The following is a 25,188-nucleotide window of genomic DNA, read 5'->3' as shown; positions in this document are numbered from 1 at the left end:
AATCTAGGTAGTTGTTCAGTCGGGAATTTCATCGAGTAACTGCCCGGATGACTCACTGTCGCTCTCCTGCAATGGATGCGAGGCGTGCACGTGCTTTCTCCAGCTCCCACTCGGCGTGCCGGATGCCCGCCTCCGCTTCGCGTGCCTTAGCGATGTCTGCGCCCTTGTCGGTCCCTTGAATTGGCACGACACCGTGCAACGCATTGACGCATCGCACTACGAACTCGGCGGCGTCTCTGGACCGCAGGTTCGACGCGAACGGATGACCGTGGTCATCTACGACGCACCACCCGTTGCCGCGCGGTGAAGACACCCTGACTTCGTTGGGCCCGGTGTAGATCGGGTTTCCATCGGAGCTGAATCGTGACTGGTCATCGGCGACGAATGCGGTCAAGTCGACGGTCAAGGTCTTTTGCTCGGTCATTTCCCCTCCTGGGGGTGCAGCAGCTGAGGCTGAATCCGGTTGGTGGAGTTCGGACCCGGGTGGCAGTCCCGTGGTCTCGGGTTGCAGCAATCCCGGCAGACCGACATGCTGCGGTGTCTCGCGGTCGGGCCCGGGCAGTCACCCTCGCGGGTGCATTCGTACGTTCCGTCACCGTGGTTGACGACATCGCCGCCGCAGTGGAATCGGAGTGGCCGGTCGGGGTATTCGCGTGACCACTTCTGCTCGTACTCGTATGCGCCCCAAAAGCATTTGCTTCGTAGGTGGAACGTGACGGGTGGACCGAGGATCGCGACGACGTTCTCCTGCCACGTCACCGACTGCTGCCGGTGAGTGACCACTTCCTCGCATTCCGGGCAGACGCCGGCCGTCTCGAAGCGAGTCGCATTCTCAGCCGACCTGGCTGCCGTCTCCGTCGCGACGATCTCCCGGCACGGGGTCAGGTCTCCGCACTTCACGCACACCGGGTAGTGCTCACCGAGGATCGGCCAGCGCATCCCGACGACCCGGCCGTGGATGTCTTCGTCCATCGCAGTCCGCCATGTGTCGAGATGGGCGGGGCGGAGATGCAGCATGTACGGCTTATGCCAGGTCGATTCACCGTCTCGGAGTGGTGAGTCGCGTATCTCCATGACTCGCCACGGCTTGAAGTCGTGGCCGATGATGTCGCCGACATCCGGGCGGTCCTTCGCAGCACCACGCTTCGCCCCGTCCGGCCACCACGTCCTCATTCCCCGACCTCCTGCCATTCCGGGACGTTCCGGTAGGCGAGGAAGCTGTCGCGGTCGGGGGCATCTCGTCGCCAGTCCGCGAGCTCCCCCTCGGCGACGGCCTTGTTGCGACTCTCGATGCCGACCGCGACGATCGAGCCGCTGTGGTCTCGGTAAGCGGCGGTGTACCAAACGGTGATCATTCGGTCTCCTGTGGATGTAGTGGTTCGGTGATGTCGCGTTGAGATGGCCCGGAATCGAGCTGTACGGGCTGTGGACGGTTCAGGGCATCCGGTTCGGCACTCGACTGTGGGTCGATCGCGTCGTACCGTTCAGCGGCCTTCATACGAGCGAGGCACGGAAGCCGTCTCCGCTCCCCCGTAGCCCACACACACGGCGTACGAGACGCGGCATGGCATGTCGGGCAGGGAACGATCTCGGCGTCGCGCCGAGCCGCCGTCACGACTTCACCTCAATCGAGCCGCAGTCAATGCAGATGCGACCGTCAATGCTCGGGTCTATGTGGGCGTAGTAGTGGCGACCGCTCTCGTCGTCCGGGCAACCGGTCCCGCCCTCGTGGCTGCACGCAAAACCCATCAGGTCAGCCATCACTTCACAGCCTTCGAGTCCGCGAGCTTCCGGATCTCAGCCATCAACCGCGCCCGCGTCTCCTCGGAGGCTGGCGCGCCACCGCCCACAGCGAGAACCTCCGATGCCGGCGCGGGATGACGCTTACCGGCCCTGATCAGCTCACTGACATGACCCGGCATCAACCACGCCGTCGACTTAGCGAAATGCGAATGCACCGCATCGAATGCATCCGCCGACTTCCACCGCCCACGCGACGCCGATTCCTTCCACGCCGCGACAGTCGGGCCGTCGATCTTCCGGGAGTCGTACGCCGAAATCACCTGCAGCAGTTCCACGATCTCGTCGTGCGTCACGATGCACCTCCGTTTATGGCGCGGAGAGTGGTCGGCGTCGACAACCCAGCGCGTTCGAGAATGGATTGATCGGGATGCTCTTTGAGCAGTTCGGCGTTGGCGATCTCCATCTCGCGTGGAGTCAGTCCACTTGAGCCACGCCCTGACGGTCTCGCCGATGTCGACCGGGCCTTCAGTAGCAGCTGCTGGTACTTCTCCCGGAACTTCGGCATCGACAGAATGTTCGAGTGCCAGAACGAATCGTCTTGGCACCAGTCGATGAGTCGGTGAGCTACTTCGATGTCGACGGCGTCGCGGTCGATCAGCAAGCGGGCTTCGGTTCGCCATTTCTCGGAGACGGTCGCCTTGCCTCCGTTGGCGACGACACGATCTCGGAGATGTGTGCAGAGTTCTTCGACATCCAGCCTCGGCGGCGTAGCCGACGAAGAAGTCTTTTCTTTCCTATCCCTTCCCTTCCCTTCCCTTCCTAGGGTGAGTTTGGGTGAACTCGAGTGAGTTTCGGTGAGATGGGGGTTGACCTGCGAAGACGATGAAACTCGCTCCGACTCAGACAAACTCGCGTGAGTTTCTACGGGTTTCAGTGAGTCTGGGTGAGAACAGGCGGGGCACCTCGTTTTCCACCGCGGATCGATCTTCTGATGATCCTCGAAACGACGCACCAACAGATAGCTACGACCCTCCGGATCGGCCACCCGAACCACCCGACCGCGACCGATCAACTCGTTCAGCAACGCCACGATGTCGACATCATCGGCCGGCAACACTTCGAGCTTCAGCTTCATCGGATCATCCGCGACATGCCCGTGATCGCACATCGCGAAATTCCACATCCCGATGTACAACAGACGGGCGAACGGAGACAGCACAACGATATTTCCGTCCGTCCAGAACCCCGGTTTGATTGTTCGGATACGGGACATCAGGTGACGCCACCTGCCCGCTTGATCGCCGAACGAACAGCGTTCTCGGTGATCCCCAGAACGATCCCGATTTCGTGGCACGACATGCCCAGTTTCCGGGCCTCCGACATCAACCGGATACGGTTCATTCGGGACGATTCGTACAGGTCACGGACCTGATCGAGGCGGCCGATCATGCGATCGACCTGCTCTGGCTCGGGATCGCCTTCTACACTGGCTATAGTCACATCAGCCTTCCCTATGTCATGACTGGTTTGGGGTTGGTCAGACCCCGCTAGGCGTTGGCGCGCCGATGATGCGGGGTCGCTTTTTATCCTACATCGTTCGCCACGCAAACGTTCTATACCGATGTGGTGTATTTGGTTGTGTCGCAACACCTCTTGGCTTTCCATCAGTCAGCCTCCTGCGGTGGCGACTCGATGCCACCGTGCTTCGTGAAGAACATGAATCGGCCACCAATCCACACCGCCACATCTTCCGGATTGTGCTGCTGCCGAACCAGATAGCCGAGGCGATACGACTCGTCGCGGTTGCTCTCGACGGTTGCGTGACACGGCGAGCAGAGAGCGAGTCCGTTCGACGGGTACGCGGTCTCAGGGCGGCGAGTACCTCCACTGCCCCGCGGCCGGCGGTGGTGAAACTGCTGGATCGGGGCATTCATGCAGATCTCACAGACACCCATTGCGCGTGCTTCGATGATGAGACGGGTGTCGTTGGTGAACGCGCCCGCCCTCACTGCATCGCTCCAAAGTCAAACCCGACCTCAATCGGCTTGGACAAGCGAGCAACGATCAGCGGCAGATAGTCCGCCTCCCGCTCGATCGCGATGCACTTCATGTGCTCATGCACGCATGCCTCAGCTGTCGTCCCCGATCCTGCGAACGGCTCCAGCACAACACCATTCGGAGGCGTGACCAGTCGGACAAGCCAACGCATCAGGTCGAGCGGCTTCACCGTCGGATGCTGCACACCGTCGACGTTTGGGCGTTCACTGCTCGGGGCCTTCGCCTGATAGTGGAACGTTGGGAAAAACCTGGCAGCCCCGCCGGTATCGCCGTGACCTACGAACGGGGTCCGCTCGTGTTCGCCATAGACAGCGCTTGTTCGGCTTGATGGTTCATCGCCGCGCACACTCCCTCCTGCCGCCCGAGCACCACTCTGACGGTCCAGCTCGTCCGCTTGCCCCTTGTCGAGTAGGACGTTCGTCGGCCATCTACCCAGCAACTCAGCCTTCTCGACGTTGTCGCTGACGCGCGCACTGTGTGCGGCCAACTTCTCAGGGTCGGTCATCCATGGTCGCTGCCACTCCTCGTGTGCAGACCACGCAGTCGAACCGCTCTCCGCGCCGCCCCCCAATTTGTCCGTGGTCTCGGTACGGCATGCGTCGATATTGAGTGCACCTGTGCCGTGAGTGAGAACATTGGCAGCAACCGTGCCGATCAACGGTTTACGTCCGACGACGATCGGCTCGAACGCAGGCTTGAGAGCCGTCCCTAGTCCGCCTGGGAGATTGAGAGACTTCGGAAATCCTGATCCATACAGCCACGCAATCGAGTCGCGAATCTCAAAACCCGAGTCTTCGACAGCCGACGCAAGTCGGTGCCATGTACGCGAACCGCCGAACGCCACCATATAGCCACCAGGCTTGAGCACACGCAAGCATTCCGCAGCCCAGGCCCCACACCACTGCTCGAACGGCTTTCCTGCAATCCGCGTGGAGTCGACCCGCGTCGCGAGATAGGGGCCCGCGCTTGTCGAATGACCTTGGCCCGTCGGAGTCATTTCGGTGGCGCGTTCGTCGGCAACGCGGACGCCTCGGCCTGTGTTGTACTCCGGCGCTTTTCGTGAGGTTCGACCGAATACCGATTCACGACTGGCGTCAGCGGCGTTCAAGCTGCGGCGGAACCCATCCGCCCCGTCCCAATCTTTGCCCATGAATTCGAGGCCGTAGGGCGGGTCGGTGACGACGGAGTCGACGCTATTGTCCGGGAGGGCACGGAGTATGTCGATGCAGTCACCGTGGTGGAGCGTGACGACGTCGTCGACGTAATAGACCGTCATGAGCGCACCTTCCGGAACAGTTCCCGGAACCGAGGGAACGGCTTACCGCAGTCCGCACACACGGCCCGGCCGCTCACCGACTGCGCGACCATCGCCGTCCACGCCTTATGGCCGGCGACGACGTGGTCGATGCACACCCGGACCCGGATCCATTCCCGCTCAGGCTGATCGAGGATGCATCCGTGAATATCGGCGACGTGTTCGGCGGCCTTCGTGCACCGGGGCGTCCCGACCATTCCCTGCGGTAGCTCGCACACCGGCGGCGTCGTTACGGGATTCATGCCGCACCGAGCAGTGACTCTGCGACGACGGCGACGAGATCCCGCGCGGCAGGCGGGGTTACCGCATTGCCCGCCATCCGGACCTGCTCACGACGAGTACCCAACACGATGTACTCGGATGGGAAGTCCATCGCCGCAACGATCTCCCGCGGTTCCAGCATCCGGAACCTGACATCATCGATATCGATCGTTGGTCGTTCCGCCTCAAGCAGTCCGTGTCGCTCAGTTGTCGTGACCGTAGGTAGTGACTTCGACGTCGGGGATGTGTTGCTCCCCTTGCCGTAGAACGCAGTTACCAACCCGTGGTGATTCCCCGATGCCGTGACCGTCGCCAGCGGATCACTAGCTGGTCGTGCAACCGATCCGCCGCCACGAAGTTCAGCGATGAACGGCGGCGACACAACACCGTGGTGAATGCCGCCGCCCGACACCGTCGACAGCGCCGCATCCGAGCGATGGTTCTTAGACTGGCCGCGCATCACCGTCACGAACGGCAACGCCACACCCGTCTCGCTACGAGTCGTCATCGTCCGCATCGGGTCATCGGTAGATGCAGCAGACTTTCCTTCGCGGCCCTCCACCGGGACGACGAGCGCCTTGGTCGTCTCCGTCGCAGTGACGGTAGACAGCGGCGCGTCCATGCCCCGAACGCGATACTCACCGCGGCGGTCGATCATGAACGGGTCGGACCAGTATCGATCGATACCTGCCTGTATCCGTGCCATCGTCTTCGCCGCCAACGGTCGAGGCCGGTCACCGATCCGGGTGCCCTGCAGCGACCAGTCGATGATGTCCGACGCCGGCCGATACGCTGGCTCCACAATCCGGTTCCGGCACTTCACATTCGGGCACCTGTAGACGTACTGCGCGCGGTACCGACCCCAAGGAGCACGGTCGGTCCTCTTCCACGACTGCATTGCACGGACCGGACCGCACTCCGCACACACCGCATGAGGTCGAGTTACGCGGTGCAGTGCTGGTTTCGTGTTCCCGTGCTGCCAGAACACGATGTACATCCGATCCCTGGACTGCGGAGCACCAGGCCCACGGAGCTGCGCGTGCATCGAATTCAGATACACGACTTCGTGGTGGTAGCCGAGGGAATCCATCGCCATCAGCCACGCCTTGAATGGTGTCCAGTTCCAGGCGTCGACGACGTTCTCGACGATGATCGCGCGGTACCGGTGGAACTCGGTGAAACGAACTACATCCCACATCGTTGCCCGTGACCGCTCCGCCGCATCATCGGGCAGAACCTCGTCGAACAGGTCTGGAGTCGAGTCCGCCCGCTTCTTCCCTTTAGCAATCGAGTGATTCGTGCATTCCGGCGAGAACCAACCGATGTCCGTCGTCGGGAAGTAGCGCGGATCGATCTGTGTGAGGTCTGCGCAGATGTGGTCAGCGTCCGGATGGTTGGTGTTGTGGGTTTCGATTGCGAGCTGCCAGTGATTCGATGCGACCCGAACCGTGACGCCTGGTACTTGGATTGCGCCGGTACTGGATCCGCCCGCGCCGCAGAACATGTCAGTCAGAGTCAAGGTCATGGCCGATTCCGTTCTTTGGCACGCTCAGCGGCCAACGCCCGCAATCGATCAGAACGCTCCTGCTCCCGATCCCACTCCCCCAGATTCGAGGGCACACGATCCTTCCAACGGGCCGCGTAATGCCCGCCATCCATCGGCTGCTCGAACTCATCAATCCGTCTCGTCATGCCGCCACACCCTTCTCAAGATTCGAATAACGTTCTGCCGTACGAGGACTGATATGTGCCATATCCGCGGCCGCATTCACCGACATGCCGGACTCGCGGAGCATGAAGAACGCGGCCTTGCGCTCCTCGCGGGTCGCATTCGTCGGCTGGCCAGCCATCAGCCGCTCCACAACCACCGGATCCGGAAGCCCCGATTCCTCCGGTGCCGAGGGCACCTCGAACGGGTCGTCGATATCTGTCCACTCAAACGGGTGCACCCACCCCTTACGGATGGCCCGCTGCCGAGCAATCTCCGAACCGCCATCGATGCCTAAGCGGTTGAACACATCACGAACCGCGACATGGGTCTCCCACAACACAGCCCCCGTCGAGCACCTCACCCTCGACAGAGACGACCAAGACATCCCCACCTCGGTGGCGATCTGCTCCAACGTGTAACCGATGCGTGCCAGACCCTGCAGACGGCGCACCGAACCCACGGCCAGCACATACGCTTGATGCTTCGACGGACGCCCATCAACCGCCAACACTGCAACGGCGTAGGACCTTCGGGTCGACGGTTGTCCTGACTTGTACAGGCTGATCTGAGTGTCGGTGATCCCAGCAGCCCGGGCAATCATCGCGATCGACATCCCCACCGACTCCAACCGCGCAATGTGTTCACGGACCGCAGTGGTATCGACCAGGTCGGCTCGAGAGCTGCGACAGATTCGAGAAACAGGGAATCCCAGCCCTTCTCCGCGCATCACTTCACCCCCCGGTAATGCTGGGTGAGTGCCTTGACCGATTCGACGTCCTCGGTTGTGTCGAGGTCATCGTTGTTTCCGGTTCGGAACTTCTCGACTGCCACCTCCCACGCAATCCCCTTGAATTGCAACGAGGCTGCGAGAGCGGCGCGAGCCTCATCGCCAGGCGTCACCGGTCCCTGCGTACCCGCATCTGATGCCGCAGTGGGTATCTCAGTGGCGGCCGCTTCAGCCTTGATCGCGTCGACTCGGGCAAGCAACACCTCACGGACCGTCTGCCCGCCATCGGACTCGTCGAGCATGTCCTCCTCGAACGCCAACTTCCACGTCGAGTTCACGTCATCCTTCGACACCGCGGCCCGGGCGACACGGAACACTTCCTCAGCCGTCACACCGGACTGCAGATCCCGAACGTGAGCCTCCGCCGGATTGCACTTCAGCATCTCGAAGATCAGCTTCTCCAACGTCAGATCGGGGACAATCTTCGGCTTGTCCTCACCCGGCTTGATGCCCATGTGAACCGATCGAGCCCCGACAATCCGCGGGTGTTCGGTGCGGAACATCCGAACCCACACCGAGCAATCGAACGGGGTCTTCTTCTGCGCGTCGACCTTCCACGTCTTGTCCTTCGTCGGGTTACCGGCCTTGTCCATGACAGCTACCTCGGCACCCTGCGCAGTGATGACGACGATCCCCGGGAAACGCTTGAGGATCAGCATCATGTCCTTGTGGCGCGCGTTTGCCAGGTTCCACAGGTCCGACGTGATCTGGATTTCCGCGTCCGGATTCTTGTCGAGGATCTTCGAGTTCTTCTCGCGGCGGCGCGCTTTCGCGTCGACCCATTCCTTCTGCATCTCCCACTCGGCGGTCACCGAGTCGATCGCGAGAACGACCGGCGGCTTCCCCTCGTCGTGGTACTGCTGCGCGAGATCTCGGGCGTCGCGGATCTGGCCGATGATCGTCGACCAGCGTCCGTCGTGAACGATGACTTCATAACGGGCACCGTCGATCGCGCCATACTCGTCGCCTGCACCCTCACCGAGATCGAGCCACAGTGTGCGCGAGACCTTGTCGGATGCCGACAGTTCAGCGATCGCCCAGGACTTGCCCGCCTTCTCTTCACCCTCGAGCATGATGAGCGGGTACGGGACCGAGCCAGTTGGTGGTCGAGTCTGCAACGTCATACCAACGCCCCCTGCCCTGCGTAGCGGTTTCGGCTGCGGAGCCGGATGCAGGCCTTGCACGCCCGGCCGCCTCCGTGGGTGATGTAGGTGTTTCCAGAGGTGTAGGCATGGCCGCGGGGGCAGACGGTGACGGCTGCGCCTTGCCTGCGCAGGTTCTCCGCCTGAGTGACAGCCTCCAGATGATTGGGGTTGATGCACTTGCGGACTCGGCAGAGGTGATCAATCTGGAGTCCCTCGGGAATCTCGCCGACCATCACCGTGTAGGCGAGCCTGTGCGGTAGCCAGCCCCTCCCCCACGCCCGGATGGTCGTGCCATAGCCATGGGGAGCTGTAGGTCCCTGCCAGAGCCAGCACCCATTGCTGTTGACGATGCATCGCTGCATCAATCGGTACTCGTAGACCCAAGAGCTGATTGGAGTCTCGATCTTGGTTGCGTCCTCGAACTCGATCATCATGCGGCCACCCGCTTCGAGGCGGTGCGGAGCGCGTCAGCGACTTCCTGCTGAGTCCGATCCGGTTTCGCATTCCACTCCACCAACGAGCCACCAGGCATCATCAGTGAGTTGACGGGCAGGCCTGTGACGACAGACTCGACGACGGCGATAGCGTCCGTGACAGCCCAATCGTCACCGTCCGGGCCGTGGAAATCGTCCGGCTCGTCCCGGTCGGCTTGGTAGGTGAAGGTTCCACCGGCAGCGAGGACGATCGCGCCGATAGTGCAGAGACGGCCATCAGCGGTTTGGTAGTGGATGGTCGAATGCCCTTTGCGGTCGATCAGATCGGCAGCGTCGGCGAGGATCTGGGATGTGGTCATGCTGCGTCACCTGGCTCTGATCGGGCCTCGATAGCCAGCACGTCGACGAGGTCGAGTTCGCCGGACTGCCACATCCCACGCACGAGCGGCACCAGATCCTTCGACGGAGTGAACCGTGCCGACGCCGGCCGCGCCGCAGGAACGACTACATCGATGCCAGGCTTCTGCGGCTCCCCCGCCTTGTGCGCGGCGAGCGCTGCGGCCTCGAGGTCCTTCCGCGCCCAGTCCTTGATCACATACCGCACTTCGACGGCATCCTCGTTTTCCTCGAGGAGCCACGGCAAGATTTCCTCATCCCGCAGTTCGGGTTTCGGTTTCGGCTGAGTCGGTTTCGGGACCGTCGCATACCCGAGCTCCTCCCGCGTCTCCGGATCCGCGGACGTGTACAGGTACTCGGTGCCGCGCGGCAGGTCCGTCTGCAGCGCTTTCTTCGCCGCGTTGATCGCCTCGTCCGCGATCTGCTTCACTGCGGTTCCCGCCGCGATGGTCCGCAACAACTTCTGTCGATCGTTCACAACTTCTCCTCGGAAATGGTCTGAGTAGGAATGGTTTCGGTGTCCCACCGCGAAGCGGGATCCTCGAATGGGTCGAAGTCAGACGGCACGGGTAACTACCTCGACCGGCAGTTCGACCACAGCGACCGGGCAGGGAGTCGAGCCGAGCCACAGGACACCCGGGCGGTGGTCGTCGACGATGAACTCGCGGCCCAGGCGTCCGATCTCACGAAATCGAGTGCCGGCGGGCAGACGCCACAGGGACTGCTCGTCCCACACCATCGGCCCGGTCAATGCTTCGCCTCGACTACCGCAGCATGAGCGGCCGTAGCCGCAGCAACTTCTGCTTCCATCTGATCGATAGCGCGCCGAACCAAGGTCCATGCTCCGTCGCCGTATCGGTGCTGAACGTGGCCGTCCCACTCCCAGTCCGGCGTATCGATAGTCACGTCGTAGCCGTTGACTGCGTCATCGGTTGTGCCGTGATCGACAGTGCGGGTGGCGACGAAGGAACCGATGGGCTGCTCGTTGGCCTTGAGGACGAAGTGGAGGCTCACAGGGTGCCTCCGGTCCACACGTAGTGGATCGCCCAGCACAGCAGGACGAGGCAGCCCCAGATGACGAACTTCGACCACGGATCGAGCCGGTCATCTTTCGGGAACGATGCATCGAACACGTCGACCTCATACGGATCTTCGTCAGCTTCGGTGTATGTCGGTCCGGTGGTGGAGGGCACGAGCCGCAGATGCCGCGGCACCGCGGTGATCACGCCGCGATCCACCTCGAGGTAATCGCTCATGCTGCGGCCCCCGCATCGAGACCCAGCAGGTAGCGCTCGAAAGCCTCGTTGCACAGGCATGCCGGCGACCGCTTCTCGCGGATAGTCGCGATGGCGTCAGCCCCATTCGCCCCTTCGAGCATGAGTGCCCGCGCTACGACGAGGCTCGATCGATTGAGACCGACCTGGCAATGGACGAGGACCGCACCACTCTTGCGGCACGTGTTCACCCATGCGGCAAGCGAATCGACCTGCTCGATCCCCTGCTCGTGACTGTCGTACATCCGGACATTGATCGCACTGTCGATGTCGTGCTCGTAGGTGTATGCCTCCCACGGGTAGAGCGACACGAGATGAGTGATGAACTCGGGCAGAACCAGGCCGCGGCGGCAGCCGCCCTGCCACAGGTTCGGTGCGATCTCACTGATGAACGGGACATCGAACGGGGTGTTGCCGTGAAATGCGACGCCCGACATACGCTGTTGCTGCGGATCGAAATCGATATCGATCGCGGTGGGGTCTTCGCTCATGCTGCTTCTCCTTCGGACCATGCCGCGGCGACAGGGTCGGCAGCTTCGATGTCGAGAGGGGCACGCCGCGTCCTCGGCGGCAGCCCGCCGTAACGCCGCACCGCAGACCGCGGCACCCGAGCCAACAGGCGATTACGGGGCAGGTCGGCGAGGACAATGACGTACTCGGTGTCAGTGGATTCGGCGATGTCGACGGGAGTGCCGTGGGCGTAGATACCCCATTGCGTCGTCACATCGACAGCCAGTACCTGGGCGCTCATGCCGCCACCCGCTGCCGCGTCTTCGCGTATCGGTCATGCATCACCAAAGTCCCGGCGACAGCGACGTTCATCGACTGCACCGACGGTGTCGGGATCTGCACGATTCGGTGGCACCGGTCCAGCACGGCCGGCGGCAGACCGTGGTCTTCAGCGCCGAGCAGGTACAGGGCGCGTTCGTCGTGATGGAACGATTCGTCGAGCAGTTTCGCGCGCGGGTCGAGCTCGACGCCGATGATCGGGCAGCCGTGCGGCAGGTGCCGCACCAGATCGTCGAAGTCCACGTAATGGATCAGCGGGATGCGGCGGTCCACCTTGCTGGTGTCCGACGCCTGATGCCGATACCGCAGACCGACTGTCCCGACGAACGCTGCCCCGTAGAGGTTCGCGTGCCGCCACAGAGTGCCGACGTTCGATTCCGTTTTCGGATGCCACACCGCGATCCCGAAGTAGCCGCTCATGCCGCATCGCCCTCGGCGAGGAGTTCACGCAGCCGCATTGCGCGCGGCAGGCGATCGCCATAAATGTCTGGGTGGTTGGCTGCGCGGGCGATGTAGTCCTCTACCGAGTCCGCGAACGACGCTTTCTCGTCGGCGGTCAGCGCGGGCCACTGGGCTGGGAGGGTCGCGCCGGCACCCGACTCGTCATAGATCGCACTGCTGGCCAGGTCGGCCGCGGGGTCCATCAGACCCATGTGCGCGCTGCGGTCGTAGAACGCTGCCTTGTAGAACACTGACACCCGCCGCAGTCCCCGATCATCAAGGATGTAGGACCACATCGCGTGATCGGAACCTTCCTTCGTCCACCCCTCAGGAAGGGTCACCGACGTGAACAGCGGGTCGCCCGGGACCTGTTCCCCGCGAACAAATCCGAGGGACTCGAACTTCGACCACGGCTTGTCCGAGTCGTAGTCCAGGATCTCCGTCGGTAGGACGCTGGACTGGACCAGCTGTCGCTGCCCAGCGGACTCCATGCCTTCGATGTAGCCGGATTGACCGTCCGACAGGATCCCCATCAGGTGGACCATGTTGTCCCGGTCGCGGGTGTTCTCAATCATTCGTTTCTCATTTCGTTTGGGGTGCCGGGAGCGGCGGCGAGACCGCTCACCGGCACCGGGGAACCCGCGCCACCCAGCCCGGCGGCAGCGGGTAGTTCGGGGAGGAGGCCGGCGGCAGCTGCGAACGCATCCGTGAACAGGGATGCGACTGACGTGGGCCAGTTCGATCGGTGCATGCAGATCGCCAGGCGTGCGTCGATGAGTGCGTCGATGTCGCAGTCGGTGAATGGGCCGTTGTAGACCTCGCCTCGGGAGATGAAGGTCATCACTGCCACCACCAAACACGCTTGTAGCCAAGCGGTTTCCAGTGCCGCAAATCATCCGACTCGGGCATGTCCAGCAGGATCGGACGCGAGCACTCGTCGGTGTAGTGGTTCTCGTACTGACGGCGGTTCGAGAACACCGTCTCGTGAACCGTGCAGATCGGGAGCCATCGTCCGAAGCGGGTCCGCAACTGGAACGGGTAAGGGATCATCCCGTCACCTGCCAGAGTGGCGAGGCGGCCAGGCCGCCGACGAGGATGCCCGCGAGGATTAGGTGGGGACGGAGACGGCGGATGCTGCGGCGGATCATGAGGCAGCCCTCGCTTCCTCGATCAGTTCCTTCATCAGCGAGTACGCCTTTGATGCCTTACCCCCAGCGCGAGGCCCGTCGAAGCACCCCGGCGACTCCTCTTCGCACAGGGCGACGATCTCATCCCAGTGGTCGACTAGATTCCGCCATACAGGCGAGAGGTCACCGACTGAATCCATGCGCTGACGTGCTTTGGGTACAGCCCTCAGGAGTAGTTCACAGCGGCGAAAATCGCTGGGGTCGTGAGGATGCGAATCACGTCGGTTCGACCAACGGTCAGGCAAGATCGGCACACCGGTCAGATGCGTTGCGATCATTTCGGAGCTGATGCCTCGCTCGCCCGTGGCAAGCCATGTACTGAAATACTCGATCGGGATGCGCTCGGTCATGCGATCACCTCGATGGGTGTCTCATCGCGGGCGATGGACTCCGACGTGAGCGGGCCGCTGTAGCCCGTGATCGCCCAGTACTTGCCGCGACGTATTGCGAGAGCCACGTGCTCGACGATGCCTGTCACCCACCGGATCTGCGCACCTTCCGGCAGTGCGTCCAGTGCATCCCGGACCGTCTCCCAATCCCCCTCGAGCACGCGGGGAGTCAGCTCTCGGACACAAGCGATGAGTGCTGGTATGTCGTCGTCGATAATGGGCCACGGGTCGGCATCGGATGCGTCGGCTCGGGCTTGGATCGCGTCGAGGTCGAGTGGTTCACTCATGGCCACATCACCGCCACCGCAGTAACAACGGCGACCACGACAACCATCACCGAGCAGAACCCCAACGCGAGGATGCGACGATCCGACTCATGCCGAGGCCACGGATCGTTACGGATCTCCCGACGATGAACAGCACGAACCTTCGCGAAATCGATAGCGCTCATACCGGCACCACCGATGGCTCAAAGGCCGCGATCGCGTCAAGGTTCCAAATGCAGCCCGACGCGCAATCCCAACCCCAATACCACTGCGGGCCATTGTGGCGCTGTGACCACTGATATGGCGCGATGATGATGCCATCGAATTCCCCGTACAGGCGGGGCCAATCGACCTCGAATCGGTATGTCCGCGAGGCGTACGTGGACTCGATGCCGTACTCGCTGTCGAACTCGACAAGATCGTTGACGGTCGTAAGGATCAGAATGTTCGCGGAATCCGCCAGTGTCACCAAATGCGGAACCGCAAGGGCATCAACGGCATACTCCTCGAGCCGGCACCACGACTCCCAGTCGTCCTCGCCAGCGATCGAGACCCACAGCCCGGTCGGCTTGTCGGTGCGCTGATGTTCCTTGCTGTAGTCGAACCCACGATCCAGCTCGAGGGCCGTTGAGTGGTAGTGCACGAGTGCACCGCTTTCGATGGTCATGCCTTCACTCCCAACTCTTCGATGACCTGAGCAAGCGCCAACCACTGCGCCCGATACGTATCCCGCAACGAGTTTCTGCGACTTCCGGGCCGCCGCAGCCATATCCCGCGCACGACCCACCGCATTCGGAAACAGATTGGTGTTGAACACAGTTCGCACACCGTCATCCGTCACAGCCGCCAACACCGGACGTGGACCGAAGCCCGAACGACGCGGGCACTCAGTGACAGTGACGTGCATACCGTTGACCGTGACGACCCGAAGGGTGCTCATGACTCCCCCTCAGCGGCAACAAGAGTGACAATGTGGTCACTGTGTGTTGTACGAGCCGGCCTGCATCCGTAGCCGTTGCTATTCCGCCAGCCGTTGGCCCAGTCCAGCGTCAACATTTCGCCACAACCTGGGCACACGAGTTTGTCGCCTACCTTCGGGTTCACAACTACGTCGTCAGACATTCGTGTCCCCCTTAATGGGAGCGGCGTTGAGCTGGACGTATTCGCCGTCATGCGCTGGAGTCGCATCGAGCCCGTACGGCACCGTGTGCTGACAACGGTTCAACCGACGCCCTGGACCGCGGTAGTGAATCCAGTTCTCACGGTCGTGCGTGATGACGAGATCACCGCAGTGCGCACAGGTGTCGACCATCGTCGCGCGCTGCACGGCTGCCCTGATTTCACGGGACACGTGCTCTTCCCACGTGCCGCTGAATGCAGTACCGCAGACGCAGGCGTTCAACCCGTCACGTGTGCCATCCGGAGCGTGACCTTCGATGGGTGTGATACTCATTCGGCACCACCCAACGGGCCGCGACTCAAATCCGTACGCGCAGCACGAGACCGAGGCGACACCAGCCCCGTCACATCCCGGATCACACAATCCTCGACGTCAGCATTCGCGGTGATCATGTTCTTCACCGCACCTTGCTTCGATGCGTAATCCTCAGTGGCGGCACCCACGATGCGGTGGTTGCCGGCGCGGCGAGTCCACCGGAACCCAATACCGCGAGCCCCATAAAGGGTGATGACGTGCGGGGCACTCATGCCGACCTCCGCAACCGGCGCGCAGGGGCCTCACCAGCAACCCACGCATCCAGATCATCGACGTGAATCAGCCACGAGCCCTGCGGCTCCACCAACTGGCGGCCACGAAGACCACTACCCAGCTTCGCCTGCTCCGCCCACAACGCCTTGTACACCGAGTTGCGGTGGCGGCGAACACGATCCGCTGCTTCCTGCACCGTCAGCCACGGTGACGTTTGGGCGCTCATGCTTCGCCTTCTGGCGACTCCGGAAGAATCGTCTTCAGGTACTCCAGGCCGCGTTCGGTGACTCGACTCCGATCCTCGGCAGTGGCCCTCAGGTCACCGTCGAACGCAGACTCGGCCGCTTTATGTAGCGTCGCCAGATCCTTGAAGTCGAAAGCAATCACGAACACTTGACCGTTTCGGCCCAGGATGGTCGCGTAAACGCCTTCCTTCGGTACCGGGTCGTACATGATGACCGTGCCGTCCAGCAGGTTCTCTTGATCCGAAAATCTTGTGATACTCATGCCGCCACCTCGCCGGTGAAGTACTGCGGCTCGATTGCAGACCCGAACACGCCCCATGCGCGATCGAACAGTGCGCGATCACGCTCGGCGTATGCCGCGACCTCTCGGTCAGCTCCGTTGACGAATCGGACTGCCTTGCCGGGCTCCTTGTCGTGGAGCTCGCGGTACTGCTTCTTGACGAGAGCGCCCATGGAGCCAGCAAACTTGCGCTGCCCCGCTACGTTCACACCCTTGCCGTCGAGGTAGTCCGACACGGTGAGCGTGCGCTTGAGCGGGTCGATCTCCGGCTCTTCGCCGAGAGCGACCGCGACCTGATGCCGCACCTTCGTCTCGAGCCAGTTGTCGTCGACGAGGCCTTTGGTGAGAGCGAGCAACTGAATCCGCTGCTGAGCTTTCGCCGCCAACGCGTCGAGCTGAACGACGGTCGCGTTCGGGTTGACCGCTCCGCCGTCGTGGAAGTACGAGTCGAGCGCCTCGGCCGCCTCTCGCTGGAGCGCGACGAGCGTTGGTCGAAACTCTTCCTTCACTCGGTTCTCATCGAGGGTGGCGAGGTACATGGTGAGCGTCTTGCGGTCGACGCCGACCATCTCGTAGGTCTTGCCGTCCGATCCAGTCGTGTCGAATTTCGACACGACTGCCCATGACTTGCCCTTCAGCTTCTGCAGCTGCGCGGAGTAGGCCATGCCGAGCATCTCGACGACGGGCTTGAAGGCCGCGATCGGCTTTCCGTCGACGAGAGTTGCCGTGATGCCAGCCGTCCCATCTACCGGAACTGTGACGAGCTGCGTAAGATCAGTCACTGACTTTCCTTCCCTAAATGTTGGTCTGTCTCGAAGCCGTCCCGCTGGTACCGGGGCGGCTTTTCTGCGTTCGGGGTGACTTAAGCGGCCCGGCCAGGCTTGCCCGGCACGACGGCGGGGCGGAGGGGTCCGTGCCACACATTGAGCGGCTCGACGCCGAGGGCCTTGGCCCACGCAGTCAGTAGGCGGTCGCTGGCCTTCTTGTTGCCGTTCTCGACATTCGAGATTCCGGCCTCCGTGATGGCCACGCCTTGCTCGCCAATTCGTTCGACCAACTGCGCTTGGCTCAGGCCGTGTGCAAGTCGGAGGTCTTTGATCCGGACCATCGGTCCTAGCGGTTCTGTCGCTGGCATAGCGACAACTCTAGACAACCATCGCTATTTTGGCAATGTTCTTTCGGAAAGTTAGCGGTTAACCAGCGGAATGACAGCCATGTCATTTGTTGTCGCGTCGCTGAACTGGCGGGAAGCTGGCGCTAACTTGTCGTGTTGTCACTGGACCTGTCATAGGTTGTTCTGACAGTCTTTTGCCATGCCCAACGAGACGAACCAACAGCGGTTAGCACGGCTTGTGCGGGAGAGGCGAAAGCAACTTCGACTCACTCAGGTGGAAGTGCAGAACTTGGGCGGTCCATCAACCGCGACACTGCGAGGAATTGAAGGCGGCAAGGGCGGCGACTACAGAGCGGGCACGCTCGAGCCACTCGAGAAGATTCTTCGGTGGCAAATCGGAAGCATCTCCGAAATCCTCAGGGGAAATGACCCGATCGAGATTTCGCACCAGGACGCTTACCTACAGTCGCAAGGACTGACGTACGAAGAGGCCTACGCCAACAAGGTTGCAATCCCACCGGACCCGTACGCAGATCCAGCCGCGGGGACTGGAGGGATGCAGGAGTTGTTCGCTCGGATACTCCGCAGTGCAAGCGGGACAGGTACACGGTTGACTGCAGCGGACCTACAGGAGCTTGCGGATCACGAATGGGTCCGTGAACGCATGGAGACGTTTACGGCGGAAGAACGCCAGATGGTGAAGGACTACATCACCGAACTCGGAAATTCGCGGTACTACAACTGGGAAGACCAGTTCCGTCCCCCCACCGACAACCAGAATGAGGAAGACAATGACACGGACATCACGCAACCGAGGACGAGCACGCCGAGCACGATCAACCGCCGCGCAGGCGGCAGCCCGGAAGGCAGCGAACCCTCCATGAATGCAGGCGTCAAGCCTGCACCCTGGAATAAGCCGGATCAAGGCGATCAGGTTGACTACCACCTCGCCGCACGTAAAGGCGAAACCGAGGACGAGAAGCGCGAGCGCCTCGGAATTCCGTACGAATAAGGCCGTTTCCGCAGGTCGAAGAATTACACCTGCGTAGTTTGTCGGAGTCATACCGCATGGTGTGTTCATGACCTGGCACCCGTGGCGACACCTCCGAGACGAGCACCCACACGTCCACGTCGCGTATCCGGACGGCGGCAGTGGCTGTCTCGGAACCTGGACGGCCGATGGCATTCAGATCAACCGTCGATCGAACCAGCGCGAGCGGCGGTGCACCCTCACTCACGAGATCGTGCACGTCGAACGCGGCCCAGTGCCGGCCGATCTGCGACTCGCGATGCGCGAGGAAGAAACCGTCGACCGCATCACCGCCGAGCGACTGATCGAACTCGATCGGCTCGTCGACGTCATCGCATGGAATCGGTACCGCATCGACGACGAGGCAGCCGAGGAACTATGGGTCGACCTCCCCACCCTCCTCACGCGCGTTCGCAATCTCACCGACGACGAGCGCACATTCATCGACAAAGAACTCGAACGGAGACAGCCGTGACACCACAACAGGCAGAGATCCTGAAGTTCGAAAAGCGTTGGTACACAGCGCCAGGCAACAAAGAAGCCGACATTCGTGACCAGCTCGGCCTGTCGGCTGTACGCTACTATCAGATTCTCGCCGCACTGCTCGACGACCCGGACGCCTTGAAGGCCGACCCCGTGCTCGTGAAAAGCCTGCGCCGCATCCGCGACAGCCGAGCAAAACTACGAAGGGCCGGATAATGGCGTGGACTCGTCGTTTGTCATCGGGGAAGTTCCAAGGGCTGTACCGAGACGCCTACGGCAAGGAACGATCCGCCGGCACCTTCCCCCGCGAACGGCAGGCCCTGTCCAAGGCCGCGTCCGCCGAGGAAGATGCACGGATCAACCCCCGCTCCCCCGAAGCCCGCACCATCACCTGGGCACAGTGGGAACCGCGGTGGCTCGCCCGACGATCCGTCGCGCCGCAGTCACTGAAGGCGGACATGTCGAAGATCGAACACCACGTCCGACCTAAGTGGGGTGACGTACCGCTCGCTGACATCACTCAGGGTGATATCCAGGAGTGGGTGAACGAGCTCCGTCGATCCGGTGGGGTACGCACCACCAGCCGATACGAGGCGGGGCGGCCGCTGTCGGCGTCGACGGTCACGAAGTGCTACCGACTCCTGTCGTCGTCGATGCGGGCCGCTGTGACTGCGAAGGTGCTCGACAAGTCCCCGTGCTTCGACGTCAAGATCTCGAAGGACGGGGTGTCACCTGAGCGGTATCTGACCGACGACGAGCAGGACGCTATCTGCGCCGAGCTCGACGGCCAGGACCTCGTACTGGTCCGGTTGGCGTTCGGCACCGGACTCCGCCTCGGGGAGATCATCGGCCTGCACTGGGAGTCGATCGACCTCGACGGAAAGACACTTCACGTCCGGCACGCCTACGACCCCGAAGACAGGTCGATGAAGGCACCGAAGTCCTACGCGATGCGGGCAGTACCCATACCCGACGAAGTAGTGATGTTGCTCGAGCAACTCCGTGTAGACAGCGCGCCTGCTCTGCAGTGCCCGATCGTGCACAACGGATCCACGAAGTGCCGGACCGGTCTGGTGTTCACCCAGGCCGACGGGAAGCCGATCGATGGCCACAACTTCCGGCACCGCCGCTGGGAGCGAGGCTGCCGCCGCGCAGCCGTAAGGGACAGTCAGGGTCGTGACATTCCAGTAGGGCACGCGAGGGTCCACGACACTCGCCACACGTACGCCTCAACGCTCATCCGGGCCGGGATCCACCTCGCTCAGGTCTGCACGCTGATGGGCCACTCGTCGATCGTCGTCACGATGCGGTACTCACATCTGGGGAATTCGCAGTGGGGCGCAGTGGCCGAGGCTCTCAACCGGCGTACAGCAGTTCGTACAGCAAACCCGGTGTTAAGGGTGGTGAAGCATGGGTAGGCACTGGCAGGCATAAACCCGGCCCGAGCTGGCGAAAGGTGGGGAATAGTTAGCATTGTGAAGCAGTGTGAAACCCATCGAACGGCCTTCTAATCCCTTGGTCGCAGGTTCGAATCCTGCCGGGGGCACACTCTGACCAGTCGAAATGCACATCGCACTTTCGGTTCGCTGCGACCGATCCCAGCGAAGTCACTGGGTGACCGACGCGCGCCACAGCCCGACCATGGCATCCACCAGATCCGTCCCGAAGCCCGTCCACTCGCGGGGGTTGCTTCGCTCTCGCTCAGCGCTCATGTGGACCATCAGCTGCCTCACCATGTCTCCGCGCGTCCTGCGCACCGATTCCGGGAGATCGCCGACGCAGCTCCGCACTCCCTCCAGAATCCCACGTAGGGCAGGCGATTCCAGTGCGGTCTCGTAGACCAGTCCGCGCAGTGTCGGATCCGTCATCACCTGCGCACTGAACCGAGCGTAGGACGAGGACTCACCGATCGATGCGAGATGCTCGATGTAGGGAAGGACGAGGCACGACACCCAGTCACGAAGATCGGTAGACCCCTCGACCTCCGTCAGCATCCGGACGCGGCGCTCTTCGATAGGCCGCGCATGTTTCTCGACGATGGCCAGTACCAGGTCGTCCTTGGTCCCGAAGTGGTAGCCGACGGCCGAACTGTTCCGCTGTCCTGCACTCTCGCTGACCTGACGATTGGACACCGTGAACACGCCACGCTCGGCGAACAGCCGTTCGGCGGCCACCAGGATCACTTCGCGTGTGTCGTCGCTGTGCATGTGCACCCTTCCGTTTGCCATGTTCAATCACATGACTTAACTTATTTAAGTCAGCCGGTTTAAATACTTTACCAACCAATTACCAGAGGAGCGGCATGTCTGCAATTTCACCCGACGACACGGCACCGAAAACCCTCGGCACGAACGGGATTGTTGCAGTCCTGGCGTTTGCCGGCATCGTCGTCGCATTGATGCAAACACTCGTCATTCCGATCATTCCGCAGCTGCCGACACTGCTGAACGCCTCTGCAGCGAACACCGCGTGGGTCGTGACGGCAACGCTTCTGGCCGGCGCGGTTGCCGTCCCGGTGATGGGTCGCCTCGGCGACATGTTCGGCAAACGCCGCCTACTCCTGGTCGGACTCGCCCTTCTCGTGCTCGGTTCTGTCGTCGGTGCGCTCAGTGACACCGTCCTGCCCCTCATCGTCGGCCGGGTACTCCAGGGTCTCGCGTCGGGTGTGATCCCCCTCGGCATAAGCGTGATGCGCGACGTCCTACCCCGAGAGAAACTCGCCGGTTCCGTCGCTCTCATGAGCGCCTCGCTCGGAGTCGGCGGCGCGCTCGGCCTGCCGGCCGCCGCGTTGATCGCGGAGTACGCCGACTGGCACTTCCTGTTCTGGACGTCGGCCGCTCTCGGCGTCGTCGTTACCGTTCTCGTCGTTCTTGTCGTCCCCGAATCGACGGTACGAGCGGGGGGCAGCTTCGACTTCCCCGGTGCCGCGGCACTGTCGATCGCGCTCGTGTCGTTGCTTCTCGCGATATCGAAGGGTTCGAGTTGGGGCTGGACCAGCGGAACGACGATGGGGATGCTCGCGCTCTCCCTCGCTGCGTTTCTGTTCTGGGGTTGGTGGGAGCTACGCACACCGCTACCCCTCGTCGACCTCCGAGTGACCATGCGGCGCCAGATCCTGTTCACGAACCTGTCTTCGATCGCCATCGGATTCGCTTTGTTCGCAATGTCTCTGGTCTTCCCTCAGGTTCTGCAACTGCCCACCGAGACCGGATACGGACTGGGCCAGTCGATTCTCGCCGCGGGTTTGGTCATGGCCCCCTCGGGCATCGTCATGATGTTCGTCGCGCCGCTGTCGGCCCGCATCACCACTACGCGCGGACCGAAGACGACACTGATGCTGGGTGCTGCGGTGATCGCGGCCGGCTACCTCGTCGGTGCTGTCACGCTCGGTGCCGTCTGGCTCCTGGTCCTGATCTCGTTGGTGATCGGCGCAGGCATCGGCCTGGCGTACGGCGCGATGCCTGCACTCATCATGGGCGCGGTCCCGGCGTCGGAAACCGGGGCAGCCAACAGCTTCAACACGCTGATGCGTTCTCTCGGAACATCGTTCGCCAGCGCGGTCGCCGGCGTCATTCTGGCTCAGCTCACCGTCAGTGCCGGCGGCCGGGAGATTCCGTCGGAAGCGGCTTTCCACGTCACAATGGGCGTGGCGGCCGGTGCCGCCGTACTGTCTTTGGTCCTGGCCGGTTTCATCCCAACGTTGCGTGCGGCACCAGCGCGTACCGTCATCGCAACCGAGGTACCCGAGCTCACTCGAGAACGATGACTACGCCCTGACCAGCGCGAACGTAATCCGTCCCAGCTCGCTGTGGTTGACTTGGAGGTAACGAAGGGTCACACGTGCATCAGCTCACTCTCGGAGTCCTCTCACGTTCGCGCAAGCCCGATGAGCGTCGACTACCGATTCATCCACTGCATTTCGATCGAATCGACGCCGATATCCTCGCCCGGATGTTCGTCGAATCCGGCTACGGCGAACCGTTCGGAATTTCGGACGAGCACCTGGCCGGCCAAGTAGGAGGCATTCGCACACGCGAGGAGCTCATCGCCGAGTGCGATGTGATTCTGTTGCCCAAGCCGCAGGCGGAGGATCTTGCATCCTTACGCCCAGGGCAGACACTGTGGGGCTGGCCCCACTGTGTGCAGGACGAGAAGCTCACGCAGATCGCCGTCGATCGCAAGCTGACACTGATTGCCTTCGAGGCCATGAACCACTGGACCAACGAGGGTTCGTTCAATCTGCATGTCTTCCACAAGAACAACGAATTGGCCGGCTACTGCTCCGTGCTGCATGCACTGCAACTGATCGGGTCCACCGGCGACTACGGCCGCCGGTTGCGTGCTGCGGTCATCGGCTTCGGAGCCACCGCTCGCGGTGCGGTCACCGCACTCAACGCCCACGGCATTCACGATGTGGACGTTCTCACCCAACGCGGAGTCACTGCGGTCAGTTCGCCGATCCATTCGGCCAACATCGTCAATTTCGATCTCGACGACGCCGACCCTCGCCAGAGTCGAGCACTCACTCCGGACGGTCGAGTACCACTGTCACACTTCCTGGCCGACCATGACGTCATCGTCAATTGTGTTCTACAGGATACCAATTCACCATTGACGTTCCTGACGAACCAGGACCTACCCACCCTCGCACCGGGGACCCTCGTGGTGGACGTCTCCTGCGACGAGGGTATGGGATTCGAGTGGGCCAAGCCCACGGCGTTCGCCGATCCCATGTTCACAGTGGGCGACAACGTGCGGTACTACGCCGTCGACCACAGTCCGTCCTATCTGTGGAATTCGGCCACCTGGGAGATCAGCGAATCGCTGCTGCCGTACTTTCGGATCGTGCTCGACGGCCCCTCGGCGTGGAGCGCCGATTCCACCATCGAGCGATCGATCGAGATCCGGGGCGGCGTCATCGTCAACCCCAATATCCTTGCCTTCCAACATCGCAGTGCGGAGTACCCGCACACTGCAGCGTGAACGACAGCGCGACATGAGCATCACCTGGGTCGAGGACGGGAGCGAACGCACCTCCCGCTGGCAGTCGGAGAACGGCGCTCCCGCGCCTCGTGCGGTGCGCATCGTCGACGATTCGACGACCGCAGACGTGGCCTACAAGCTGGCCACGATCGGCGAAGCTCTGCTGTGGCGCGGTGACTACAACAATGCGCGACAACTGTTGTCCGCGATGACCCGTCGGGTTCCGCCCGCCAAACGGTCGCTCGATGCGTCGCCCGCCGAGCAGTTTCATCTGCATCGCCAAAACCAGGCGCGCCGCGCTCGAGTGCTCGGAATGCTTCTTATGGAACTCGATTCGAGTGCCCGCCTCGATCTCGGCCGGGCACCGGATGTCCAGGCCGCAGTGTCGGAGGCCATCGGCCCCGATGCCGCGCCGTGCGTGCTCTCGTTGCGCGAACTCCTCGGCATGGTCGGCGCACACGAGTGGCGTCGCAAGGGCGTCTTCGTCCCGGCTCTCGACGCCTCGATCCACCCGCACTACGGGGTCTTCTCCCCCATTCGCGGCGAGTACATCCAACTCGTCGCCGACGCACCACTGCCTCCCACGGACCGCGCGTTCGACATCGGTACCGGCTCGGGCGTTCTGGCTGCAGTACTCGCCCGCCGCGGCGTGAGCTCGGTGGTCGCCACCGACAAGGACCCGCGGGCGGTCGCCTGTGCACGAGAGAACATCGACGCACTCGGTTGCACCGATCGAGTCGAGGTGGTGCAGACCGACATCTTCCCGACCGGGCGCGCGGGATTGATCGTGTGCAATCCGCCCTGGATTCCCACGAAGCCGACGTCGGGCATCGAGCACGCGGTCTACGACCCGGGCTCGCGGATGCTCAAGTCGTTCCTGAGCCGCCTCGGTGGGCACCTGACACCGAACGGCGAAGCATGGTTGGTTCTGTCCGATCTCGCCGAACTGCTCGGATTGGTCACGCGCGCAGACCTTCTCGGGGCTTTCGACGCTGCAGGGCTGGTGGTTGTCGACCGTAGCGACACCACACCGACGCACTCGCGAGTCACCGACTCCTCCGATGTGCTGCACGAGGCCCGCTCGCGCGAGACGACGTCACTGTGGAGACTGCACCGCCGCTAGATACGACGAAGCCGCCCGAGCATTAC

At 62.5% G+C, this 25,188-nt stretch carries 41 protein-coding genes; 7 read left to right on the top strand and 34 right to left on the bottom strand.

The genetic code is table 11. The features are described 5' to 3' along the window. Positions 1-52: 52 nt before the first annotated feature. The 33 genes from CH305_RS18295 to CH305_RS18150 all read right to left on the bottom strand — a co-directional run bounded on the left by CH305_RS18295 (position 53) and on the right by CH305_RS18150 (position 17,564). On the bottom strand, positions 53-424 hold the full coding sequence (locus CH305_RS18295; protein WP_094704500.1) for a hypothetical protein: 372 nt from the start codon (positions 422-424) through the stop codon (positions 53-55). Next, on the bottom strand, positions 421-1,173 hold the full coding sequence (locus tag CH305_RS18290; protein ID WP_094704499.1) for a hypothetical protein: 753 nt from the start codon (positions 1,171-1,173) through the stop codon (positions 421-423). Before CH305_RS18290 ends, CH305_RS18295 begins: the two co-directional genes overlap by 4 nt. After that, positions 1,170-1,355, bottom strand: coding sequence for a hypothetical protein (locus CH305_RS18285; protein WP_094704498.1), 186 nt, complete (start codon positions 1,353-1,355; stop codon positions 1,170-1,172). The genes CH305_RS18290 and CH305_RS18285 overlap by 4 nt, the downstream gene beginning before the upstream one ends. A 405-nt stretch (positions 1,356-1,760) precedes the next feature. Then, positions 1,761-2,096, bottom strand: coding sequence for a hypothetical protein (locus CH305_RS18280; protein WP_094704497.1), 336 nt, complete (start codon positions 2,094-2,096; stop codon positions 1,761-1,763). Beyond that, complete coding sequence (locus CH305_RS28775) at positions 2,093-2,404, bottom strand: hypothetical protein (protein WP_143545308.1); 312 nt, start codon at positions 2,402-2,404, stop codon at positions 2,093-2,095. Before CH305_RS28775 ends, CH305_RS18280 begins: the two co-directional genes overlap by 4 nt. Before the next feature lie 611 nt (positions 2,405-3,015). Further along, a complete protein-coding gene (locus tag CH305_RS28770; RefSeq protein WP_143545307.1) occupies positions 3,016-3,243 on the bottom strand; it encodes a hypothetical protein in 228 nt (75 codons plus the stop codon). Between the two features lie 164 nt (positions 3,244-3,407). After that, a complete protein-coding gene (locus CH305_RS18270; protein WP_094704495.1) occupies positions 3,408-3,752 on the bottom strand; it encodes an HNH endonuclease in 345 nt (114 codons plus the stop codon). Next, the gene (locus tag CH305_RS18265; RefSeq protein WP_373454572.1) at positions 3,749-4,951 is read right to left on the bottom strand and encodes a site-specific DNA-methyltransferase; all 1,203 of its coding nucleotides are present in this window, start codon (positions 4,949-4,951) and stop codon (positions 3,749-3,751) included. Before CH305_RS18265 ends, CH305_RS18270 begins: the two co-directional genes overlap by 4 nt. A gap of 122 nt (positions 4,952-5,073) precedes the next feature. Beyond that, complete coding sequence (locus tag CH305_RS28765) at positions 5,074-5,358, bottom strand: hypothetical protein (RefSeq protein ID WP_143545306.1); 285 nt, start codon at positions 5,356-5,358, stop codon at positions 5,074-5,076. Next, a complete protein-coding gene (locus tag CH305_RS18260; RefSeq protein ID WP_094704493.1) occupies positions 5,355-6,902 on the bottom strand; it encodes a DNA cytosine methyltransferase in 1,548 nt (515 codons plus the stop codon). Before CH305_RS18260 ends, CH305_RS28765 begins: the two co-directional genes overlap by 4 nt. A 163-nt stretch (positions 6,903-7,065) precedes the next feature. Next, on the bottom strand, positions 7,066-7,701 hold the full coding sequence (locus CH305_RS18255) for a hypothetical protein (protein WP_143545305.1): 636 nt from the start codon (positions 7,699-7,701) through the stop codon (positions 7,066-7,068). A gap of 113 nt (positions 7,702-7,814) precedes the next feature. Further along, complete coding sequence (locus CH305_RS18250; RefSeq protein ID WP_094704491.1) at positions 7,815-8,999, bottom strand: AAA family ATPase; 1,185 nt, start codon at positions 8,997-8,999, stop codon at positions 7,815-7,817. Continuing rightward, positions 8,996-9,454 carry an HNH endonuclease signature motif containing protein gene (locus CH305_RS18245; RefSeq protein WP_218828605.1) on the bottom strand — a complete coding sequence of 153 codons (459 nt, stop codon included), beginning with the start codon at positions 9,452-9,454 and terminating at the stop codon, positions 8,996-8,998. The genes CH305_RS18250 and CH305_RS18245 overlap by 4 nt, the downstream gene beginning before the upstream one ends. Continuing rightward, entirely contained in the window at positions 9,451-9,813 is a 363-nt protein-coding gene (locus tag CH305_RS18240; protein WP_094704490.1) for a hypothetical protein, read from the bottom strand. Before CH305_RS18240 ends, CH305_RS18245 begins: the two co-directional genes overlap by 4 nt. Next, positions 9,810-10,328 carry a hypothetical protein gene (locus CH305_RS18235; RefSeq protein WP_094704489.1) on the bottom strand — a complete coding sequence of 173 codons (519 nt, stop codon included), beginning with the start codon at positions 10,326-10,328 and terminating at the stop codon, positions 9,810-9,812. The genes CH305_RS18240 and CH305_RS18235 overlap by 4 nt, the downstream gene beginning before the upstream one ends. Positions 10,329-10,406: 78 nt before the next feature. Then, positions 10,407-10,601 carry a hypothetical protein gene (locus CH305_RS18230; RefSeq protein WP_143545304.1) on the bottom strand — a complete coding sequence of 65 codons (195 nt, stop codon included), beginning with the start codon at positions 10,599-10,601 and terminating at the stop codon, positions 10,407-10,409. Then, complete coding sequence (locus CH305_RS18225; protein ID WP_094704487.1) at positions 10,598-10,864, bottom strand: hypothetical protein; 267 nt, start codon at positions 10,862-10,864, stop codon at positions 10,598-10,600. Before CH305_RS18225 ends, CH305_RS18230 begins: the two co-directional genes overlap by 4 nt. Further along, complete coding sequence (locus CH305_RS18220) at positions 10,861-11,106, bottom strand: hypothetical protein (RefSeq protein WP_094704486.1); 246 nt, start codon at positions 11,104-11,106, stop codon at positions 10,861-10,863. The genes CH305_RS18225 and CH305_RS18220 overlap by 4 nt, the downstream gene beginning before the upstream one ends. Continuing rightward, on the bottom strand, positions 11,103-11,615 hold the full coding sequence (locus tag CH305_RS18215) for a dual specificity protein phosphatase family protein (protein ID WP_094704485.1): 513 nt from the start codon (positions 11,613-11,615) through the stop codon (positions 11,103-11,105). Before CH305_RS18215 ends, CH305_RS18220 begins: the two co-directional genes overlap by 4 nt. Then, complete coding sequence (locus CH305_RS18210; protein WP_094704484.1) at positions 11,612-11,875, bottom strand: hypothetical protein; 264 nt, start codon at positions 11,873-11,875, stop codon at positions 11,612-11,614. The genes CH305_RS18215 and CH305_RS18210 overlap by 4 nt, the downstream gene beginning before the upstream one ends. Further along, positions 11,872-12,333 carry an RNA methyltransferase gene (locus CH305_RS18205; RefSeq protein ID WP_094704483.1) on the bottom strand — a complete coding sequence of 154 codons (462 nt, stop codon included), beginning with the start codon at positions 12,331-12,333 and terminating at the stop codon, positions 11,872-11,874. Before CH305_RS18205 ends, CH305_RS18210 begins: the two co-directional genes overlap by 4 nt. Beyond that, on the bottom strand, positions 12,330-12,929 hold the full coding sequence (locus CH305_RS18200) for a hypothetical protein (protein WP_094704482.1): 600 nt from the start codon (positions 12,927-12,929) through the stop codon (positions 12,330-12,332). The genes CH305_RS18205 and CH305_RS18200 overlap by 4 nt, the downstream gene beginning before the upstream one ends. Next, positions 12,926-13,195, bottom strand: a complete 270-nt coding sequence (locus CH305_RS18195; protein WP_143545303.1) for a hypothetical protein — start codon at positions 13,193-13,195, stop codon at positions 12,926-12,928. The genes CH305_RS18200 and CH305_RS18195 overlap by 4 nt, the downstream gene beginning before the upstream one ends. A 303-nt stretch (positions 13,196-13,498) precedes the next feature. After that, entirely contained in the window at positions 13,499-13,891 is a 393-nt protein-coding gene (locus CH305_RS18185; protein WP_094704479.1) for a hypothetical protein, read from the bottom strand. Beyond that, positions 13,888-14,217, bottom strand: a complete 330-nt coding sequence (locus tag CH305_RS18180) for a hypothetical protein (protein ID WP_143545302.1) — start codon at positions 14,215-14,217, stop codon at positions 13,888-13,890. Before CH305_RS18180 ends, CH305_RS18185 begins: the two co-directional genes overlap by 4 nt. Continuing rightward, positions 14,214-14,381 (bottom strand): hypothetical protein, encoded by a 168-nt coding sequence (locus tag CH305_RS29075; RefSeq protein ID WP_179278333.1) that lies wholly within the window; start codon positions 14,379-14,381, stop codon positions 14,214-14,216. Before CH305_RS29075 ends, CH305_RS18180 begins: the two co-directional genes overlap by 4 nt. After that, on the bottom strand, positions 14,378-15,013 hold the full coding sequence (locus tag CH305_RS18175; protein ID WP_143545301.1) for a hypothetical protein: 636 nt from the start codon (positions 15,011-15,013) through the stop codon (positions 14,378-14,380). The genes CH305_RS29075 and CH305_RS18175 overlap by 4 nt, the downstream gene beginning before the upstream one ends. 297 nt (positions 15,014-15,310) lie before the next feature. Next, entirely contained in the window at positions 15,311-15,649 is a 339-nt protein-coding gene (locus tag CH305_RS28760; protein WP_143545300.1) for a hypothetical protein, read from the bottom strand. Next, on the bottom strand, positions 15,646-15,903 hold the full coding sequence (locus tag CH305_RS28755; RefSeq protein ID WP_143545299.1) for a DUF1508 domain-containing protein: 258 nt from the start codon (positions 15,901-15,903) through the stop codon (positions 15,646-15,648). Before CH305_RS28755 ends, CH305_RS28760 begins: the two co-directional genes overlap by 4 nt. Next, a complete protein-coding gene (locus CH305_RS18165) occupies positions 15,900-16,130 on the bottom strand; it encodes a helix-turn-helix domain-containing protein (protein ID WP_094704475.1) in 231 nt (76 codons plus the stop codon). The genes CH305_RS28755 and CH305_RS18165 overlap by 4 nt, the downstream gene beginning before the upstream one ends. After that, positions 16,127-16,411 carry a hypothetical protein gene (locus CH305_RS18160; protein ID WP_094704474.1) on the bottom strand — a complete coding sequence of 95 codons (285 nt, stop codon included), beginning with the start codon at positions 16,409-16,411 and terminating at the stop codon, positions 16,127-16,129. The genes CH305_RS18165 and CH305_RS18160 overlap by 4 nt, the downstream gene beginning before the upstream one ends. Further along, positions 16,408-17,211: a phage antirepressor N-terminal domain-containing protein gene (locus CH305_RS18155; RefSeq protein WP_179278332.1), complete on the bottom strand. Its 804-nt coding sequence runs from the start codon at positions 17,209-17,211 to the stop codon at positions 16,408-16,410. The genes CH305_RS18160 and CH305_RS18155 overlap by 4 nt, the downstream gene beginning before the upstream one ends. Positions 17,212-17,291: 80 nt before the next feature. Beyond that, the gene (locus CH305_RS18150; protein WP_094704472.1) at positions 17,292-17,564 is read right to left on the bottom strand and encodes a helix-turn-helix domain-containing protein; all 273 of its coding nucleotides are present in this window, start codon (positions 17,562-17,564) and stop codon (positions 17,292-17,294) included. A 178-nt stretch (positions 17,565-17,742) separates the two neighbouring features. Between CH305_RS18150 and CH305_RS18145 the strand changes: the two genes are divergently transcribed. The 4 genes from CH305_RS18145 (at position 17,743) to CH305_RS18130 (ending at position 20,474) form a co-directional block, all read left to right on the top strand. After that, positions 17,743-18,555, top strand: a complete 813-nt coding sequence (locus CH305_RS18145; RefSeq protein ID WP_143545298.1) for a hypothetical protein — start codon at positions 17,743-17,745, stop codon at positions 18,553-18,555. 67 nt (positions 18,556-18,622) lie between these two features. Further along, positions 18,623-19,048 carry a hypothetical protein gene (locus CH305_RS18140; RefSeq protein WP_179278331.1) on the top strand — a complete coding sequence of 142 codons (426 nt, stop codon included), beginning with the start codon at positions 18,623-18,625 and terminating at the stop codon, positions 19,046-19,048. After that, positions 19,045-19,272, top strand: a complete 228-nt coding sequence (locus CH305_RS18135; RefSeq protein WP_218828604.1) for a DUF3263 domain-containing protein — start codon at positions 19,045-19,047, stop codon at positions 19,270-19,272. The genes CH305_RS18140 and CH305_RS18135 overlap by 4 nt, the downstream gene beginning before the upstream one ends. Positions 19,273-19,289: 17 nt before the next feature. After that, a complete protein-coding gene (locus tag CH305_RS18130) occupies positions 19,290-20,474 on the top strand; it encodes a site-specific integrase (RefSeq protein WP_179278330.1) in 1,185 nt (394 codons plus the stop codon). Positions 20,475-20,663: 189 nt separating this feature from the next. Here CH305_RS18130 and CH305_RS18125 read toward each other — a convergent pair whose 3' ends face one another. Further along, entirely contained in the window at positions 20,664-21,263 is a 600-nt protein-coding gene (locus tag CH305_RS18125) for a TetR/AcrR family transcriptional regulator (RefSeq protein WP_032402364.1), read from the bottom strand. 95 nt (positions 21,264-21,358) lie between these two features. Here CH305_RS18125 and CH305_RS18120 point away from each other — a divergent pair, with 95 nt between their 5' ends. The 3 genes from CH305_RS18120 to CH305_RS18110 all read left to right on the top strand — a co-directional run bounded on the left by CH305_RS18120 (position 21,359) and on the right by CH305_RS18110 (position 25,162). Next, entirely contained in the window at positions 21,359-22,822 is a 1,464-nt protein-coding gene (locus CH305_RS18120) for an MFS transporter (RefSeq protein WP_032402363.1), read from the top strand. A 74-nt stretch (positions 22,823-22,896) separates the two neighbouring features. Next, positions 22,897-24,039: a N(5)-(carboxyethyl)ornithine synthase gene (locus tag CH305_RS18115; RefSeq protein WP_094704467.1), complete on the top strand. Its 1,143-nt coding sequence runs from the start codon at positions 22,897-22,899 to the stop codon at positions 24,037-24,039. 13 nt (positions 24,040-24,052) lie between these two features. Further along, on the top strand, positions 24,053-25,162 hold the full coding sequence (locus CH305_RS18110) for a class I SAM-dependent methyltransferase (RefSeq protein ID WP_094704652.1): 1,110 nt from the start codon (positions 24,053-24,055) through the stop codon (positions 25,160-25,162). The last annotated feature ends 26 nt before the right edge of the window (positions 25,163-25,188 follow it).

The sequence above is a fragment of the Rhodococcus sp. 15-649-2-2 genome (assembly GCF_002258645.1).
Classification (GTDB): domain Bacteria; phylum Actinomycetota; class Actinomycetes; order Mycobacteriales; family Mycobacteriaceae; genus Rhodococcoides.
Note: the sequence above shows the minus strand (reverse complement) of the source record. Positions and strands in the feature narration are given on the sequence as shown.